The organism is Patescibacteria group bacterium, from assembly GCA_038063375.1.
Taxonomy (GTDB): Bacteria; Patescibacteriota; Minisyncoccia; order Phycocordibacterales; family JANLHH01; genus JANLHH01.
Genome location: JBBTVG010000004.1, coordinates 1 through 15,618 on the forward strand (window position 1 = coordinate 1; position 15,618 = coordinate 15,618).

Here is a 15,618-nt window from a genome sequence, read left to right on the forward strand (position 1 = left end):
ATCTCTTATCCACGGGAGGGAGTGTTGTCGCGCAAAAAGGATCTTCCGGCGGCGGAGTTTTCAGCATGGCTACCGGCAAACTTATTGGAATTGTCGTGACAAGCTCTGATGAGGGCTCCACAGGCGACCGCGACCTGCGCGCCATCACGCTCTCGCACATCAATAGGAGCATGTTCGGAGACACAGGCATGGACCTCAACGCGTTCCTTTCGGGGGACATAGCAGAGCGTCAAAAGAACTTTCAGGAAACGCGCGCCGTCATTATGCGCCAGATATTGTTTGGCATTTTAAACAGGTAAGTACTCATGCGCGGGTGTTTGCGGATGTTATCCACATGGGGAATATAATGTCAGCTTCTCTCTTGATATAATGAATATGCGAAGAGTTAATTTTTCTTGCTTTTTCTTTATTCATTTTTTATACGCCCAAATAACGCCATGCATTATATTCGTACTTCTCTTTTGATAGCACTTTTTCTCACACTCGGCAGTTTCGTTGTTCCAGTCTTTGCGCAAAACGCCGACCCGGTCATCGTTTCGGAAAAACCCACGGCGGAGGTGGCTCCAATCACCGCACAGACAAGCGCCGCAACTACGACACGAGAACTTGTGGAATCACAGGTTTCTATTTCCAATGCGCGTGTCATGCCTCAAGCGGAATCCAAAATAAACATTTCCTTTGACGTTGCAAATGGAGAGGGCACCCAGCCGGAGGTGAAATATCAGATAGAACTTCTTGAAAAGAAGGAAGGGGGATATGTTTCTGTTGAACAGTATGTAGGCAACGAAGTATGGTCTCTTGGAGAGGATCAAACGGTCAAAAAAGACATTGTCTATTTTGTTCCTACCTATTTGAACGGCACGTATGAAGTGCTGATCACTCTCGCCAACACAAACGGTGTAATCCTTACTGTCGCATCAGCAGGGAGTATGGAACTCCGCGGTACAGGGGAGTACCTGAATATTTCAGAATGCTATCTTTCCGTTTCGGGTGAAAAAAACATCACCTATGACCCAATCAAAGGTGTTGACATACTGCCCCGTGAAGATTTGACGGTTCACTGTAAGGTCACGAGCTCGCTCAAGAAGGCAGCCACCATCACTCCGTATTTCAAGACATTTTATCGCAGTATCTTCGGTCGTTTCATACTTCTCAAACAGCCGGACAACACCGCTTTCACTATAGCGCCCGGCAAAACAGTTGCCGTGGCATGGAAGCTTCCTGAAGCAACAAAACCGCAAGCGTACAATATCACCATGGCCTTGGTAAACGACCAAAACACCGTGTTGTCCAACACGGCGCAACTTCGCTACTTTATTCACGGTGTATCCGCCACCATCCAGAGTGTTTCTACACAGAAAAGCCAGTATGCAAAGAACGATGTGGCGGAAATATCCCTTTCGTGGACTCCATCGGCAGACTCTTTCTCCGGCTCGCGCAAGGGTGGGACACCGATTGAGGCGGTGTACACCGATATCTCTATGACTGACATGCGAAGTGGCGCGGATTGTATCGCTCCCATTAACCCTCTCAAGGGGCAGAATGAGGGGAAAAACAACAAAGGCGGTTTTTTCACCTACGAACCTCTCATTATTACCGACTGTCCACAGCCGGTCATTACGGTCACCTTGAGCGATGACCAGGGAAATACCCTAGACCAGAAGCGGGTTGTCTTGGAAGGTAAAAGCCCGAGTACCCAGCCCTTTTCTTCCAATACGATTGCATTCGGCATCGTTATCGCGCTCACTCTCCTCGCTCTTATCATTATCGTGTATGAAAAAATGAAAAAAAATGAAACCGCCTCGCTTATGAAATCGTTCCTTTTCTTTATGGTCGCAGTCGCGGTCTTTAGCGTGATGCCCGGCAATACCAAAGCGGAGACACTGGATGCGGGCAGTTCGTATTATATAGTAAGCGCTAATTACGATTCCGGTAGCAATACGGTGAGCGTGGACGGCTTCGCAAAGGCGGCCGGATGGGATCCTTTAGTCGTGTTTTACGGGGATCTATATCTTACCGCAACCGGAGTGGGGGTGTCAGGTCCTCCTGGGTGTGGCGGTAAGTTTACGCCACCCTGTGTTTCCAATACATGGCCAAATGCTCCCAGCGCGGTGCTTATTAATAAGGAGAGGATAACTTTCGGTAATATAACCTCCACGGGTTCAGCGGTCTTTAATGCCCCGACAACACCCGGCACCTATGCCATCAGATTTTACGCGCTGACAAAAAAATATGAATTGGTTCAGCACTACATATCGGTACCCTATCCGGGCATATGTTACAAAAAAGTGCTGGGAGTGAATGTTCCCTATGGTTGTGTAAAATATCAAGATGTGCCATTTCCGGTTCCGCCGTGGCCCCCTGAGTGGACAAGTGCTGAAGCAAGTATTGACGTTCAATTCACGGTAGCGGGCGGTGTACCTCCACCACCCCCTCCTCCGCCCCCACCCCCTCCTCCCGATCCCGGTTACTGCGCGCCACCTGACATCTCCTTTTCTGTAAATCCCGATTATGTTGATTATGGAGGAGAAGCGACACTCTCGTGGAGCGCCACAAACGCCACCTCCTGCACTCTGGACGGTGAGGGTGTCGGTACTTCCGGATCGCGAGGTACAGGCTCTTTAACCAACTCGCGCTCATTCTCTCTCTCTTGTTCCAATTCCTGTAGCAACGGAGGAAGCGCCTCCGCCCAATCCTCGGCGTACATCACCGTCGGCTCCGAGCCTCCTCCGGCTGACGGAGCATACGTCTCCCTCTGGGCAGACAACTATTCCGTGACGACCGGTGACGGTACCACGCTTCGCTGGAGTTCTCGAGACGCATCCAACTGCTCCGCCTCCGGAGGTTGGGATGGAGGGAAAGACACCTCGGGTGATGAATGGACGGGCGCTCTCTCCAATGACACCACATTCCGCATTACCTGCGACGACAACCAAGGCGGCACACTCACCGACTCCGTCTTTATCCAAGTGGGAACCGATATGTACGGCTGTACCGACTCTGGCGCAAGTAACTACAATCCGAGCGCAACCATAGACGACGGTTCATGCGACTACACCCCAGGCTCCGGTCTCAATATCAATTTCTATGCCGATCCGGACATCATCGCGCAAGGCCAGAGCTCTACGCTCTACTGGAGCACCCAAAATGCCGACTCTTGTTATGCCAATGGCGGTCCGTGGTCCGGCGGTAAGGGAACGAACGATCAAGAAGACACGGCTTCCCTCAACTCCGACACCACCTACTCGCTCACCTGCGAGAACAACAGCGGCGACTCGCTGACTCGCTCCACGACGATCACCATTGACGCGTCACGAAACCCCCTCCTTAACTTCTGGGCGGATTCCGACTCGGTTGCCTACGACTCGGGCACCACGCTCCGGTGGGATTCTCAAAACGTCAATTCCTGCTCTGCTTCCGGTGGCTGGGGTGGAGGGAAAGACACCTCGGGAGAAGAGTGGACGGGCGATCTCATCAGCACCACCACCTACGGTCTGGAATGTTCCGGTTCCTATGGTTCCGTCTCTCAACAGGTCCGCGTGCAGGTACAGCCCACATTCTTCTTGAACAACACCGGGAACCTCAAAGTGACCGTGGTCAAAGGAAAACCTGCAAAGTCTAGCGCCACCACGCTCACGGTAGACCGCCGACTCTCATTCTCTCAACCGGTTACGTTCTCTGTTTCCAATATACAACCCGCACTCCCGGGAGCCGTCTACAACTTCACGCCTAAAACCTTGGACACAGGCGGATACTCTATCGGCTCGCTCTTCACCGTCACTGCGCCGGGAAACACAGAGCAACGCAACTACACGATTACGGTTCTAGCCTCCGGCGGAGGCATCACGAGGTCGGTAGACATCACTATGGGAGTGACGGTCATTGACCCCAATTTCAAAGAGTTTTAAACAGCGCTCCGCGACAATACAAAAAAGTCCCGCTTTTGCGGGACTTTTTTGTGACGCAGGATTTTTGGCTGACGCGGCTATCACGGATATATTTTTTGGAAACAGATAGTTATCCACACTTTTATTTTTATGGCATACGTTTTTCCAGTACAATGAATGTATATATGGTGAAGAAAGCTTCTTTTTTTGTTCTGGGTCTTTTGCTCGTATTAGTTGCCGGCGTATTTATTGACGGCACGAAAAACAAAGAGGTGAGAGCGGCCGCGCCGCATAGCATGGGTGGGTACGCGTGGAGCGCCAATGTCGGCTGGGTGAGCATGAGTTGCGAGAATGAGAGCACCTGCGGTGCGGTGGATTACGGTGTTGATCTTGCTTCAAACGGCACTCTTTCGGGATACGCGTGGAATAATAATATCGGCTGGATAAGCTTTAATGAGAGCGAACTCGCGGGATGTCCCTCGGGCACTTGCAAGGCGTGGGTTGATCCGGTAGTGGGTACTATGTATGGTTGGGCGCGAGTGTGCGCGGGTTCGGCGAATGGTAATTGTACGGCTGGCGACCGCACCGACGGGTGGGACGGCTGGATCAGTTTGAATGGGCCCACATACGGGATTGAGATCGTTTTGAATCAAAATGACCCGCAAAATAAGATATTTGAGGGATATGCATGGGGAGACGCTGTTGTTGGATGGCTCAAGTTTAACGGATATGCGGGGAGTGAGGTCAATATCAACCAGCCGGTTTGCAGTGCAAATGCCCTCTGTGAACCGGGTATCGGCGAGGACAGCCTTTCCTGCCCATCGGATTGCGTGAGCACCTCTTTCTCGCTCGCAAGGTCAAATAATCTGAATATCACCTTTGTCGCGGACAAGCCGGAAGTTTCCAGCAAGACAACCATATCGGCAACACCCATAGGGGCATTCACGGACACCATCACACTCTCTATTGATAGTGTGAAGGATCCCAACAACCAGCTCGTTGACCCGGCGACTCTCGGCATGACATTTACCTTCTCTGATTCAACATTGGAATACCTCGGCGGGGGGAATTATGCGACCTCAACCTTATATGTTGATATCACAAGAGTGCTCACGGAGGGTAATTACACTGTTGCGGTTAAGGGCTCGGGAGGGACGCCGACATTAAACCGACTGCTTGATGTCATATTGGGCGCCAAAGTGCTTGAAACAAAATTTGAAGAATTTTAATACTTAGAACCTAAAATAATTATCATGGAAAAAGAAAATGAACATAATTTAATAAAGAGCGCGTACATCGTAGGAGCTCTTCTCTTGGTGATCGGCGTTGTTTCGTCCATCGGGCTGTTTTTCGGGAACGAAGAAAATGGCACGAATGAACAAATAAGCGGTGCTACAACAAAAACCAATCTTTCAGGTGAAGAAAAACGCCAAATTGAAGAATCAGTCAGTGGCGGTGCTGCTCTATCGGTCAATGCTTCTTTGGAAGAGAAAAAGAAGAAAATAGAAACGAATTTCAATAATTCCCCCACAACACACGAGAGGTCTGATGAAGGGGAAAGGATAAAATATTGATGAGGACCAAAGAGAGAGTATTTATTAGTAACATATAACAATAGTCATTGCGACCAAAAAGATGAAATTATCTGCAACCAGAAAAATAACGCGATCCAATGCCACAAATATGGTAAAAATATTTGTTTTGACCGCACTTGTCGGTGCCGGGGTGAGTTTCGCCTCTGCCGCGTGGGCCCCGCCTGTGTCTGCGCCAACGGCAAACAACCCAGAAGCGCCGATCAACGTGGGTGCGACGAGTCAGACAAAAACAGGCGGCATCTGGGCGAGTTTTTTCGGCACGACGGGTGGAGGTTACTTTAGTGGGGATGTGGGTATTGGCATAGAAAACCCTCAAGCTAAGCTCCATGTGAATGGAGACATCTCTCTTGATGATCCCAACAATGGCGAGTCTCCTTTTTTGTTTCCAAGAATTATGTTCAACCCTCAGTGGAATTGGCTGGGGACAATACAGAGTCCTTACTATCCGTCTGATCCCTACCCGGTATTTAACTGGGAAAGCGCTCACGACATGATGATCCGTTTCGATTCGGACCGAGATCCATATGCTAACAACCATTTCAGTGTTGGCGTGGGTGATGATCCGTGCCCGAGCGGCTATGGCGTGGGCACCTGTGAAGGATATCAACCAATACTTACCGTACATCGTCTTGGCAGGGTGGGCATTAACACAGACATAAATACAACACCGGCGGAGGCGCTCCGTGTCGTCGGCGACATCTACGCGACCGGCGATATTACTTGTGGAGGTTCATGCGCGGGCGGAGGCGGTGGAGGCCAGTGGACTTCCAGCGGTTCGGGGATTTACTACGACGGTAATGTGGAAGTGGGACAGGATGGCACTGCGGCTGACCGATACTTGACGCTCTGGACCGAAAACGGCTTTGAGAACGGAGTCAAGTTCATGGAAGATTCAATTTATGGTATGGGCACTCGCTATAACGCAAACGACAACAATCTTTATTTTGACCGCTACAACGCCTCTGCGTCGCCGACGGCAGTGATGACACTTACGCGCAATAACGGCTATGTCGGCATCAATACCACCAACCCGGGTTATAATCTGGAGGTGGGAGGCGACATTGCCTACTGGGGCGGTATTTATGATATTTCCGACGAACGACTGAAAGAAAACATCATTGCTATTACCGGCGCGTTGCCAAAACTTGAGCAGATCAATGGTGTATATTACAACATGAAGGATAAAGCACAGGGTGTTCCCCGCGAAGTTGGCGTGATCGCCCAAGATGTGGAGAAAGTGTTGCCGGAAGCGGTGTCGGAAGGCGCTGACGGCTACAAGCGCGTTGATTACACCAAGCTTGTCCCACTCTTGATAGAAGCCGTGAAAGAACAGCAAACGCAAATTGAAACACTGAAGCAAGAAGTAGAAACATTAAAGTCGCGATAATCACAAAGTAAAAAACAACACCGTTTGAAACGGTGTTGTTTTTTACACACATATATCCCCTTTCTTTTGATTAGTTTGGTATAATGAACATAAGAAGTGTTGTTCAATTAAGTTAATAGTACCACTGTGCGCGTTGAAACAGATCAATTAAAAAAATTTATTGTGGATTCCGGTCTTTTGTCGGAGACCGACCTTTCTCGCGCCGAGGAAGACGCGCGGGAAAAGAATATTTCGCTCAAGCAGGTGCTTTTGGGCGACGGCCATATCTCCGAGGATGACCTGCGGCGCATGGAAGCATACGTGCTGGGAATTCCGTTCATTAATTTCAAAGACCATAAGATAGATTTTTCCACCTTAGCGCTTATTCCCGAGCCGATCGCGCGAAGACACAACATCATCGCGTTCAAAAAAACAGATGATTCTTTGGAAGTTGCGATGCTTGATACCGATGATCTTGCCGCCATTGATTTTGTAAAAAAGAAAGTGGGACTGAAGATCCTCCCGCGTCTGACCGACCAAGAATCCATTAAGAACGCGCTTCTGCAGTACCAGAAAAGCCTGAAGGCGGAGTTTGGGGATATCATTCAAAAAGAAGCAAGCGCGCTCGGGGCAGCACCGGAGAGCGAACAAGGAGAAGAGGCTTCGGAGAAGGAGTTGAAAAAACTCGCTGAAGACCTGCCGGTCGTTACCATCGTTGACACCCTGCTCAAGCACGCGATCGTGCAAAACGCTTCCGACATTCACATAGAGCCGCAAGAGCGTGAATTGATGATACGGTATCGGATAGATGGTATTTTACATGATGCCATGGTGTTGCCAAAGAACGTTGCCTCCGGCATCACTGCCCGTATTAAGGTACTTTCAAACCTTAAACTTGATGAAAAACGTTTACCGCAGGATGGCCGGTTCAAAATAGACAGTGATGGAGAAAACGTGGCGTTTCGTGTTTCCACACTGCCGACAGCCTTTGGTGAAAAGACGGTTATGCGTTTGCTTAAAGAGTCCGCGGCAGGTTTTACGTTGGAAAGTCTCGGCTTTCATGGCGAAGCGCTGGAACGCATTCATGAGGTCATGAAGCATACAACGGGAATGATCTTGGCGTCAGGACCAACAGGTTCCGGAAAGACAACGACGCTCTACTCCATTCTTGATATATTGAACACACCTAAGGTCAATATTTCTACCATTGAAGACCCTATTGAGTATCAGGTGCCTCGGGTGAACCAAACGCAAGTAAAGCCCGAGATCGGCTTGTCGTTCTCAAATGGGCTGCGCGCGTTGGTGCGCCAAGACCCTGACATCATCATGGTGGGTGAGATCCGCGACGGCGAGACGGCGTCTTTGGCCGTGAATGCGTCTTTGACGGGACACTTAGTGCTTTCCACCCTCCACACCAACTCCGCGGCCGGGGCTATTCCGCGCCTGCTTGATATGGGCATGGAACCGTTCCTCCTTGTTTCCACGCTGAAAGTCATTATTGCCCAGCGACTCGTACGAAAACTCTGCAAGGCGCGTGAGAAATATTTTCTGAGCGAACCGGAGCAGAAAACGCTTGCGAAGAAAATAGATACCGATAAACTCCTCGCACAGCTCAAAGAGGAAAAGATCATTGACCAGAAAGCGTCATGGGAGAAGGTGCCATTTTATAAGGCAAAAAAATCAGAGAGTTGTGAGAGCGGTTACAGCGGAAGAATCGGTATTCACGAAGTGCTGAAGGTATCTCCCGCTGTCCAAGGGCTTATCATGAAGGGCGCCACAGCAGGGGAGATTGAGGATCAGGCAAAAAAAGAAGGCATGAAGACGATGCTTGAGGATGGTATTTTCTTGGCTGTCCAAGGGATTACCACCATAGAAGAAGTGTTTAGAGTGATTAGTGAGTAGAATAAAAACTTATCATGCGTTTTACATACAAAGCCATAGGCCCAGGCGGTGAGAAGATATCAAACAGCGCTGAAGCGAAAGATAAATTTGATCTTGCCAGAGAGCTGAAGGTCAGCGGGAAGCTCTTAATATTTGCCGAGGAGGATGGTCGCAATACTGCCATAAACCTGGCTTCCATCAACGCGCTTTTAAGCCGTGTCACTATGCAGGATAAAATTATCTTTGCGCGCAATTTAAGCGCCATGGTTCATGCGGGTCTCTCCCTCTCTCGCGGCATGAATATTCTGGAGCGGCAAACCAAAAATGAAAAATTTAAAAAAATATTGCGTACCGTCGGAGACGATATAAAAAAAGGAAGCAGTTTGGGCGACAGCATGAAAAAACACCCCAGCGCGTTTTCATCGCTCTTTGTCGCCATGGTGCGCGCCGGAGAAGAGTCCGGCTCTTTGGCGACTTCGCTGAAACTTGTCGGCAGTCAAATGGAGAAGAGTTATAACTTGCAGAAAAAGATCAAAGGAGCGCTCGTCTATCCCGCCATCATTATGATCGCGATGGTAATTGTGGGAGCGCTCATGATGATATTCGTGGTTCCCACGCTCACCTCCGCCTTTAAGGAACTCTCCGCGGAGTTACCGCTCTCTACCCGATCCATTATTTTTGTAAGCGACGTGCTCATCGCCCACACCGCTCTGATCTTTTTCGGACTGACGGCTCTCGTTCTCCTACTCGTCGCGTTCTTTAGGACGCAAAAAGGGAAACGCGGACTTGACTTTACGTTTCTCCGTATTCCAATAATCGGAACGCTTGTAAAAAAAACGAATTCCGCACGCACGACGCGCACGCTCTCCTCGCTCCTCTCTTCGGGAGTAGACATTGTTGAGGCGCTCGGCATCACTCGAGACGTTCTGCAAAACTCGTACTACAAAGAAGTCGTGGCAGAGGCGCAGGAAGGAATCCAGAAAGGGCGCCCACTCTCCAGTAGCTTCATAAAAGTGGAAGGTTTGTACCCGATCATGGTCGGTGAGATGATGGAAGTCGGGGAGGAGACGGGGCAACTCTCCGCGATGCTCTTGGAAATTGCCGATTTTTATGAAGGAGAAGTGGAAGAGGCGACAAAAAACATGGCCACGATCATTGAGCCGTTCCTCATGATCGTGGTGGGCGCGGTCGTCGGTTTCTTTGCCATTGCCATGATCTCGCCCACATACTCACTTCTCAACAATATCTAACATATGAGGCACGCTCAAAGCCGGAAAGGAATAACCGTCGTGGAACTGGTCATCGTGATTGCCGTTATCGGGGTTCTTTCTCTTGTGGTGTTCTCTCCTTTGGCGCGGTTTCGGGACAGTCAGGTGTTGGTCTCCACGGCAGAGCAAGTAATCTCGCTTCTCTATAAAGCGCGCACGGATACTATTGCTTCCAAAGACGCGGCGCAATACGGAGTGCATTTTGAAGTGGGCAGAGCCGTGTTGTTTAAAGGAGCAACTTTTACCGAACCAAACAGCAACAACAAAGAACTCGCTCTGCCTCTCCTTGTGCGGGCCTCCACAATCTCTTTAAGTGGTGGCGGGACAGATATTGTGTTTGATCGGTTGGTCGGCACCACAGCGCAGTCTGGCACAATTGTGCTAACATTAAGGAATAATGCTTCAAGCACGCGCACCATCGCGATCGGGCAAACCGGTACGGTAGAGCTTCTTAAATAAAATATGTTTATGCACAGAGAGAGACAACAAAAAGGATTCGGAGTCGTTGAAATCATCGTGGGGGCATCCGTCATCTCCATTGCGTTATTTGGGTTGGTCTCAACGTTTCAGAATTCTCTTCGCATAAGCAGAGAAACCGGTCGTATCATTGAAGCGCGGTTTTTGATGGAAGAAGGTCTTGAGGCAGCGCGCATCATGCGCGATGCGGGATGGAGTAACGTGGGAAGTCTCGCAACAAGTTCTCCTATTTATTTGGTATTTTCAGGCGGCACGTGGGCGACCACAAGCACACAAACATTCATTGGAGGGACATTCTTGCGGAGCGTGGTGGTGGAAGACGTGCGCCGAGATGGCAATGACGATATCGCAAGCGCGGGCTCCCTTGACCCGAACGTGAAGAAGGTGACCGTTTCGGTATCGTGGTTCGGAAGGTCGGCTACTACCACCGAGTCGGCCGCGACATATTTGGTGAACATTTTTTAACATGATGAGAACCATATTCCAACAAAGACTCCGCGAGCAAAAAAAAGAGAAAGGGTATTCTCTGCTTGAGATGGTTATCTATATCGGTGTTTTTGCTTTTCTTTCCGTTGTGGTCGTGAACTCACTCCTCATCACCACGAGCTCGTTTTTAAAAATTCGTACCGAACGCAATCTCAATAATACCGCCCTCGTTTCCATGGAACGCGTTATCCGGGAAACTCGCTTGGCAAATAATGTGCAGATCTTGAACAGTACCTTTAATGTGAACCCGGGACGGTTGACGCTAGACACGCGCGACGGCGCCGGACTCCCGAAAACAGTTGAGTTCTACGTGAGCGACGGAAGACTTCGAGTGAGAGAGAATGGAGCGGATACGGGTGCGCTTACGCCTTCAAATATTGAATTACAAGATTTGAAGTTCCGCCTTATTACCAATGGAAGCGTGCAGGCGGTCAAAGTAGAAATGACCTTGCGTGATACGCGAGTAGCTACCTCTTCGCCACGGAGTTTCTACAATACCGCGCTTCTGCGGGGAAGTTACTAAGAATGTATATACCATGATGAAAAAAAACAACAATGTTTTACACAGAAATGGCGGACAGGCGGTACTCATGTCTGTGGTGTTTTTCCTCTTCATCTCTCTTGCGATCATGTTTGGCTTGGCGTCTCCGGTGGCGCGCGACATTTCTCTTGCGCGCGAGGCGACAGGGTCCATCCAGAGTTTTTTCTTGGCTGAAGCGGCAGCCGAAGATGTTTTTTATCGGTTGCGTAACGGCATGCAGGTTGCAAGCCCGGAAGTATTGACCCTTCTAGGCGCCCGCGCGACCACCACGATCGCTGATGTGGGAAGTAATGAAAAGGAGATCATTGCAACGGGCGACACCGGAAGCAACATTCGAAAAGTGAAGGTGCGCCTCTCCGTTTCATCCGGCGCGTCTTTCAATTACGGCGTACAAGTGGGAAACGGCGGCTTCTTGATAGAAAATAACGCAAGCGTGCGCGGCAACATTTATTCAAGCGGTGCGGTGATCGGGGCGAACTCAAATATTATTCGCGGAGATGTGATCTCCGCGGGACCATTGGGGCTCATTAACAGCATACATGCCACAAGTTCCGCGTATGCCCATACGATCACGAACTCTCAAATTGATAAAGACGCGTACTACCAGTCCATTTCCGGCACCACAGTGGGTGGCGCCTCCTATCCGGGCAGTGCCGATCAGCCGATTGCCGACTTGCCAATCACCGATGATCTCATTGGATTATGGGAGGCTGCCGCGGAGGCGGGCGGCATTCAAAACCTCCCATGCCCGTATGAGATTAAAAACGACATTACCTTGGGGCCCGTAAAAATCAATTGCGACGTTAATATCACCGGAAATCCCACCATCACACTTACAGGCGTACTGTGGGTTCTTGGGAACATTAATATAGAAAATACGGCCACGGTCCGTATTTCACCTAGCCTGGGGACTGTCAGCGTGCCGGTGATTGCCGACAACCCGACGAACAGGACTACGAGTTCCAAGGTGGAACTGCAAAATTCAGCGACGTTTGTGGGAAACGGTAGTGGTTCTTACGTGATGGTAGTGTCCCAGAACAATAGTTCCGAACAGGGAGGGTCTGAAAAAGCGATCGAGCTGGAAAATAGCGCCCAAGGCGACCTACTGCTCTACGCGGCGCATGGTGAGATACACATAAAAAATAGCGCGCTCTTGAAGGAGGTAACGGGATATAAAGTCCATCTTTCTAACTTTGCGGAAGTGACCTATGAGACCGGCTTGGCTTCGCTTCTGTTTTCGGCGGGCCCCGGCGGGTCATGGACGATAGCCGACTGGAAAGAGGTGCAGTAGTTTTTGGAAAAAGCGCTCTCCTGCGCTTTTTCTTTTTCTTCCGTTTCTTTGGGAGCAATATCCCAAAACACAATAGAAATTCCTTTTGTCAATTATAACAAGAAACGCTTAAATGGTAAGATGGTAGTGATGAATAGCAAAAAAATCGTTATTGCCAACTGGAAGATGAACCCACTCTCGCTTACGGAAGCGAAGCGTATTTTTGCCGACACCAAAAAAACGGCGAATACTTTGCGCAATGTACAGAGCGTGGTGTGTCCCCCTTTCATATATTTGAATGAATTAAAAAATCTGGTTTCGGGGCATCGTTGCGCAATCGGAGCACAAGATGTTTTTTTTGAAAGAAATGGCGCGTACACGGGGGAAATATCTGCGGCGATGCTTGCCAAAGCTGGGGTAAAGTATGTCATTGTCGGACACTCGGAGAGAAGAGCGCAAGGCGAAACTGACGAAGTGGTGAACAAAAAGACGCTCGCGGCGCTCAAAGAAGGGCTCCATGTCGTGCTGTGTGTCGGAGAACGCGAACGCGATGAACATGCGCGCTATTTTGATTTTATTCGGGGAGAGCTTGAACGGGCTCTCAATGGCGTGCCGAAGAAGATGGCGGAGAAACTTATCATCGCCTACGAGCCGCTCTGGGCGATAGGCAGAGAGGCAAAGAGCGCGGATACGCCGAAAGGCACTTTTGAGACAACACTTTTTATACGGAAAATTCTCGCGGACATGTACGATAAAAAAATGGCTATGGGTATGCCGGTCCTCTACGGCGGGTCGGTGAACAAAAAAAATGCAAACGAGTTTCTTGCTCACGGAGGCGTACAGGGGCTCTTGGTGGGTCGTGCAAGTCTCGTCGGCGCGCATTTTGCCGAAATATTAAGAGAAGCCGATCGCTCATAAGCACTAGTATTATGAAAACACCTCCACACATTGTACGCGGCATACCAGAACTCCCGCACATAAAAGATATCAAGGACCTCAGAGGCAAACGCGTGCTGTTGCGTCTTGATTTAAACGTTCCGATAAAGAACGGGCGTGTTGTTGACGACTTCCGCATCATAAAATCGCTTCCCACGATCAAGTACTTAAAAAAATGCGGTGCGCGCGTCATCATCATAAGTCATATCGGAAGAGACCGTAAAGACACGCTAGAGCCGGTAGCGCGCCATCTCAGTACCTATGTAAGAGTTGGTTTCATACCCGAACAAGTAAAAGAGAAACTCCGGACCATTATTGATAACATGAAAAATGGAACAGTCATCGTGTTGGAAAACGTGCGCAGAGATCTCGGCGAAACGAAAAATAACAAGGTCTATGCGAAACATTTGGCGGAGCTTGCGGATGTATATGTCAATGACGCGTTTTCAGCGTCGCATCGCCACCACGCTTCCATTGTCGGTGTTCCCAAACTCCTTCCCTGCTATATCGGGTTTCTCTTTGAAGAAGAACTCAAGCATCTATCTGCGACATTCCGTCCATTGCGGCCGTTTGTGCTCATTGTAGGCGGTGCGAAACTTGAGACAAAAATCCCTCTTATTAAAAAGTACCTGAGTATCGCGGACACTGTGTTTGTAGGCGGTGCTCTGGCTAATGTGCTCTTTAAGGCAGAAGGACATGAGATCGGTAGATCGTTTACCGGCAATTTCAAAGGGCGAGTGAGCGCGCTCCTGCGTCATAAAAAAATTCTCATACCTTCTGACGTATTGGTAGAGAGAAATGGAAAAAGTCTGGTCAAAGAGACGGATGAAGTTCTCTCCTCCGATCTGATCGTAGACATAGGACCCAAAACACTGAGAGCGCTTGAAGAACGTATCGGAAAAGCACGATCGGTTCTTTTCAACGGCCCGCTCGGGAACTATGAAATAGGATATGACGAAGGAACGGCCCGCGTGCTCAAAACGATCGCAAAAAGCAATGCGCGATCCATACTCGGCGGAGGTGATACGGCATATATGGCGATGCGTTTGCGGCTTGAGAAAAAATTTACGTTCATCTCAACCGGCGGAGGCGCTATGATAGAATTCTTGGCAAAAGGCACATTGCCGGGAATTGAAGCACTGAAGAAAAAAAGAGACAAGCGGAAAACATAAAAGCACCACAGGAGTACTTCTTGTTTTCTAAGTCGCTGCTCTCCTAAGAAAACAATGTCGCAGGGCTAGATCTCTCTCTTTATCTTTTTCGCCACGGTGTCCATTTCGCCGTCGGTATAGAGCTCTGCTCCTCTCCACAAATGAAGACCGTCATCCTCAAAACGAGGGATGAGATGGATATGGGTGTGAAAAATAACCTGCCCCGCCGCTTTATCGTTGTTGATATACATATTGATGCCGTCCGCATGCGTCGCGTTTTTTACCGCCCGAGCAACTTTTTTCATAACAGGAGCAAGGAGCGACAACATTTCATCCGGCGCTTCAAGCGTATTGCGGAAATGTTCCTTCGGTATGAGAAGAGTATGCCCTTTATGGATAGGTGTAATATCCAAAAAGGCGAGGAAGTGATCATCCTCATATACTTTTGCGCTGGGAATTTCCCCTGCTACGATTTTGCAAAATAAGCATTCATTCATCCCGTTAGAGATAGGCCACGACACATGCCGCAGGAACTATGTTTATTATCGATTGGTAAATATTTTTCATATCTTCGGGTATTATTTAAAGTAAGTAGTGGTCGTGATCTCTAACGGGATTCATACTTTTATTATATGATAAAGGAACAGATAAATGAACCTATTTCGGCTAGCGAGGAGCGAAATGGAAAATTCTGATTTTACATTTCGTCCGAGCGACATTGTTCCCTTATGAACGAAGTGAATTAGGGAACAAGAAGTAC

At 49.2% G+C, this 15,618-nt stretch carries 14 protein-coding genes; 13 read left to right on the forward strand and 1 reads right to left on the reverse strand.

Going from position 1 to position 15,618, the window contains the following annotated elements:
* The 13 genes from AAB523_00700 to AAB523_00760 form a co-directional block, all read left to right on the forward strand.
* The coding region (locus AAB523_00700; GenBank protein ID MEK7555788.1) for a hypothetical protein at nucleotides 1–299 on the forward strand (299 nt) is incomplete at its 5' end.
* Nucleotides 300–437: 138 nt separating this feature from the next.
* A complete protein-coding gene (locus AAB523_00705; GenBank protein ID MEK7555789.1) occupies nucleotides 438–3,908 on the forward strand; it encodes a hypothetical protein in 3,471 nt (1,156 codons plus the stop codon).
* 164 nt (nucleotides 3,909–4,072) lie between these two features.
* Nucleotides 4,073–5,116 carry a hypothetical protein gene (locus AAB523_00710; protein ID MEK7555790.1) on the forward strand — a complete coding sequence of 348 codons (1,044 nt, stop codon included), beginning with the start codon at nucleotides 4,073–4,075 and terminating at the stop codon, nucleotides 5,114–5,116.
* A gap of 24 nt (nucleotides 5,117–5,140) precedes the next feature.
* Entirely contained in the window at nucleotides 5,141–5,461 is a 321-nt protein-coding gene (locus tag AAB523_00715) for a hypothetical protein (protein ID MEK7555791.1), read from the forward strand.
* A 109-nt stretch (nucleotides 5,462–5,570) separates the two neighbouring features.
* Nucleotides 5,571–6,869 carry a tail fiber domain-containing protein gene (locus AAB523_00720; GenBank protein ID MEK7555792.1) on the forward strand — a complete coding sequence of 433 codons (1,299 nt, stop codon included), beginning with the start codon at nucleotides 5,571–5,573 and terminating at the stop codon, nucleotides 6,867–6,869.
* A 126-nt stretch (nucleotides 6,870–6,995) separates the two neighbouring features.
* Complete coding sequence (locus tag AAB523_00725; protein MEK7555793.1) at nucleotides 6,996–8,750, forward strand: ATPase, T2SS/T4P/T4SS family; 1,755 nt, start codon at nucleotides 6,996–6,998, stop codon at nucleotides 8,748–8,750.
* 14 nt (nucleotides 8,751–8,764) lie between these two features.
* Nucleotides 8,765–9,979, forward strand: a complete 1,215-nt coding sequence (locus tag AAB523_00730) for a type II secretion system F family protein (GenBank protein MEK7555794.1) — start codon at nucleotides 8,765–8,767, stop codon at nucleotides 9,977–9,979.
* A 3-nt stretch (nucleotides 9,980–9,982) separates the two neighbouring features.
* On the forward strand, nucleotides 9,983–10,456 hold the full coding sequence (locus AAB523_00735; GenBank protein MEK7555795.1) for a GspH/FimT family pseudopilin: 474 nt from the start codon (nucleotides 9,983–9,985) through the stop codon (nucleotides 10,454–10,456).
* 9 nt (nucleotides 10,457–10,465) lie between these two features.
* Nucleotides 10,466–10,939, forward strand: a complete 474-nt coding sequence (locus AAB523_00740) for a type II secretion system protein (protein MEK7555796.1) — start codon at nucleotides 10,466–10,468, stop codon at nucleotides 10,937–10,939.
* Between the two features lies 1 nt (nucleotide 10,940).
* A complete protein-coding gene (locus AAB523_00745; GenBank protein MEK7555797.1) occupies nucleotides 10,941–11,483 on the forward strand; it encodes a hypothetical protein in 543 nt (180 codons plus the stop codon).
* A 13-nt stretch (nucleotides 11,484–11,496) separates the two neighbouring features.
* Complete coding sequence (locus AAB523_00750; GenBank protein ID MEK7555798.1) at nucleotides 11,497–12,792, forward strand: hypothetical protein; 1,296 nt, start codon at nucleotides 11,497–11,499, stop codon at nucleotides 12,790–12,792.
* Nucleotides 12,793–12,921: 129 nt separating this feature from the next.
* Nucleotides 12,922–13,689: a triose-phosphate isomerase gene (gene tpiA, locus AAB523_00755; GenBank protein MEK7555799.1), complete on the forward strand. Its 768-nt coding sequence runs from the start codon at nucleotides 12,922–12,924 to the stop codon at nucleotides 13,687–13,689.
* 11 nt (nucleotides 13,690–13,700) lie between these two features.
* Nucleotides 13,701–14,879 (forward strand): phosphoglycerate kinase, encoded by a 1,179-nt coding sequence (locus tag AAB523_00760; protein ID MEK7555800.1) that lies wholly within the window; start codon nucleotides 13,701–13,703, stop codon nucleotides 14,877–14,879.
* Between the two features lie 65 nt (nucleotides 14,880–14,944).
* Here AAB523_00760 and AAB523_00765 read toward each other — a convergent pair whose 3' ends face one another.
* Entirely contained in the window at nucleotides 14,945–15,355 is a 411-nt protein-coding gene (locus AAB523_00765) for an HIT family protein (GenBank protein MEK7555801.1), read from the reverse strand.
* Between the last annotated feature and the right edge of the window lie 263 nt (nucleotides 15,356–15,618).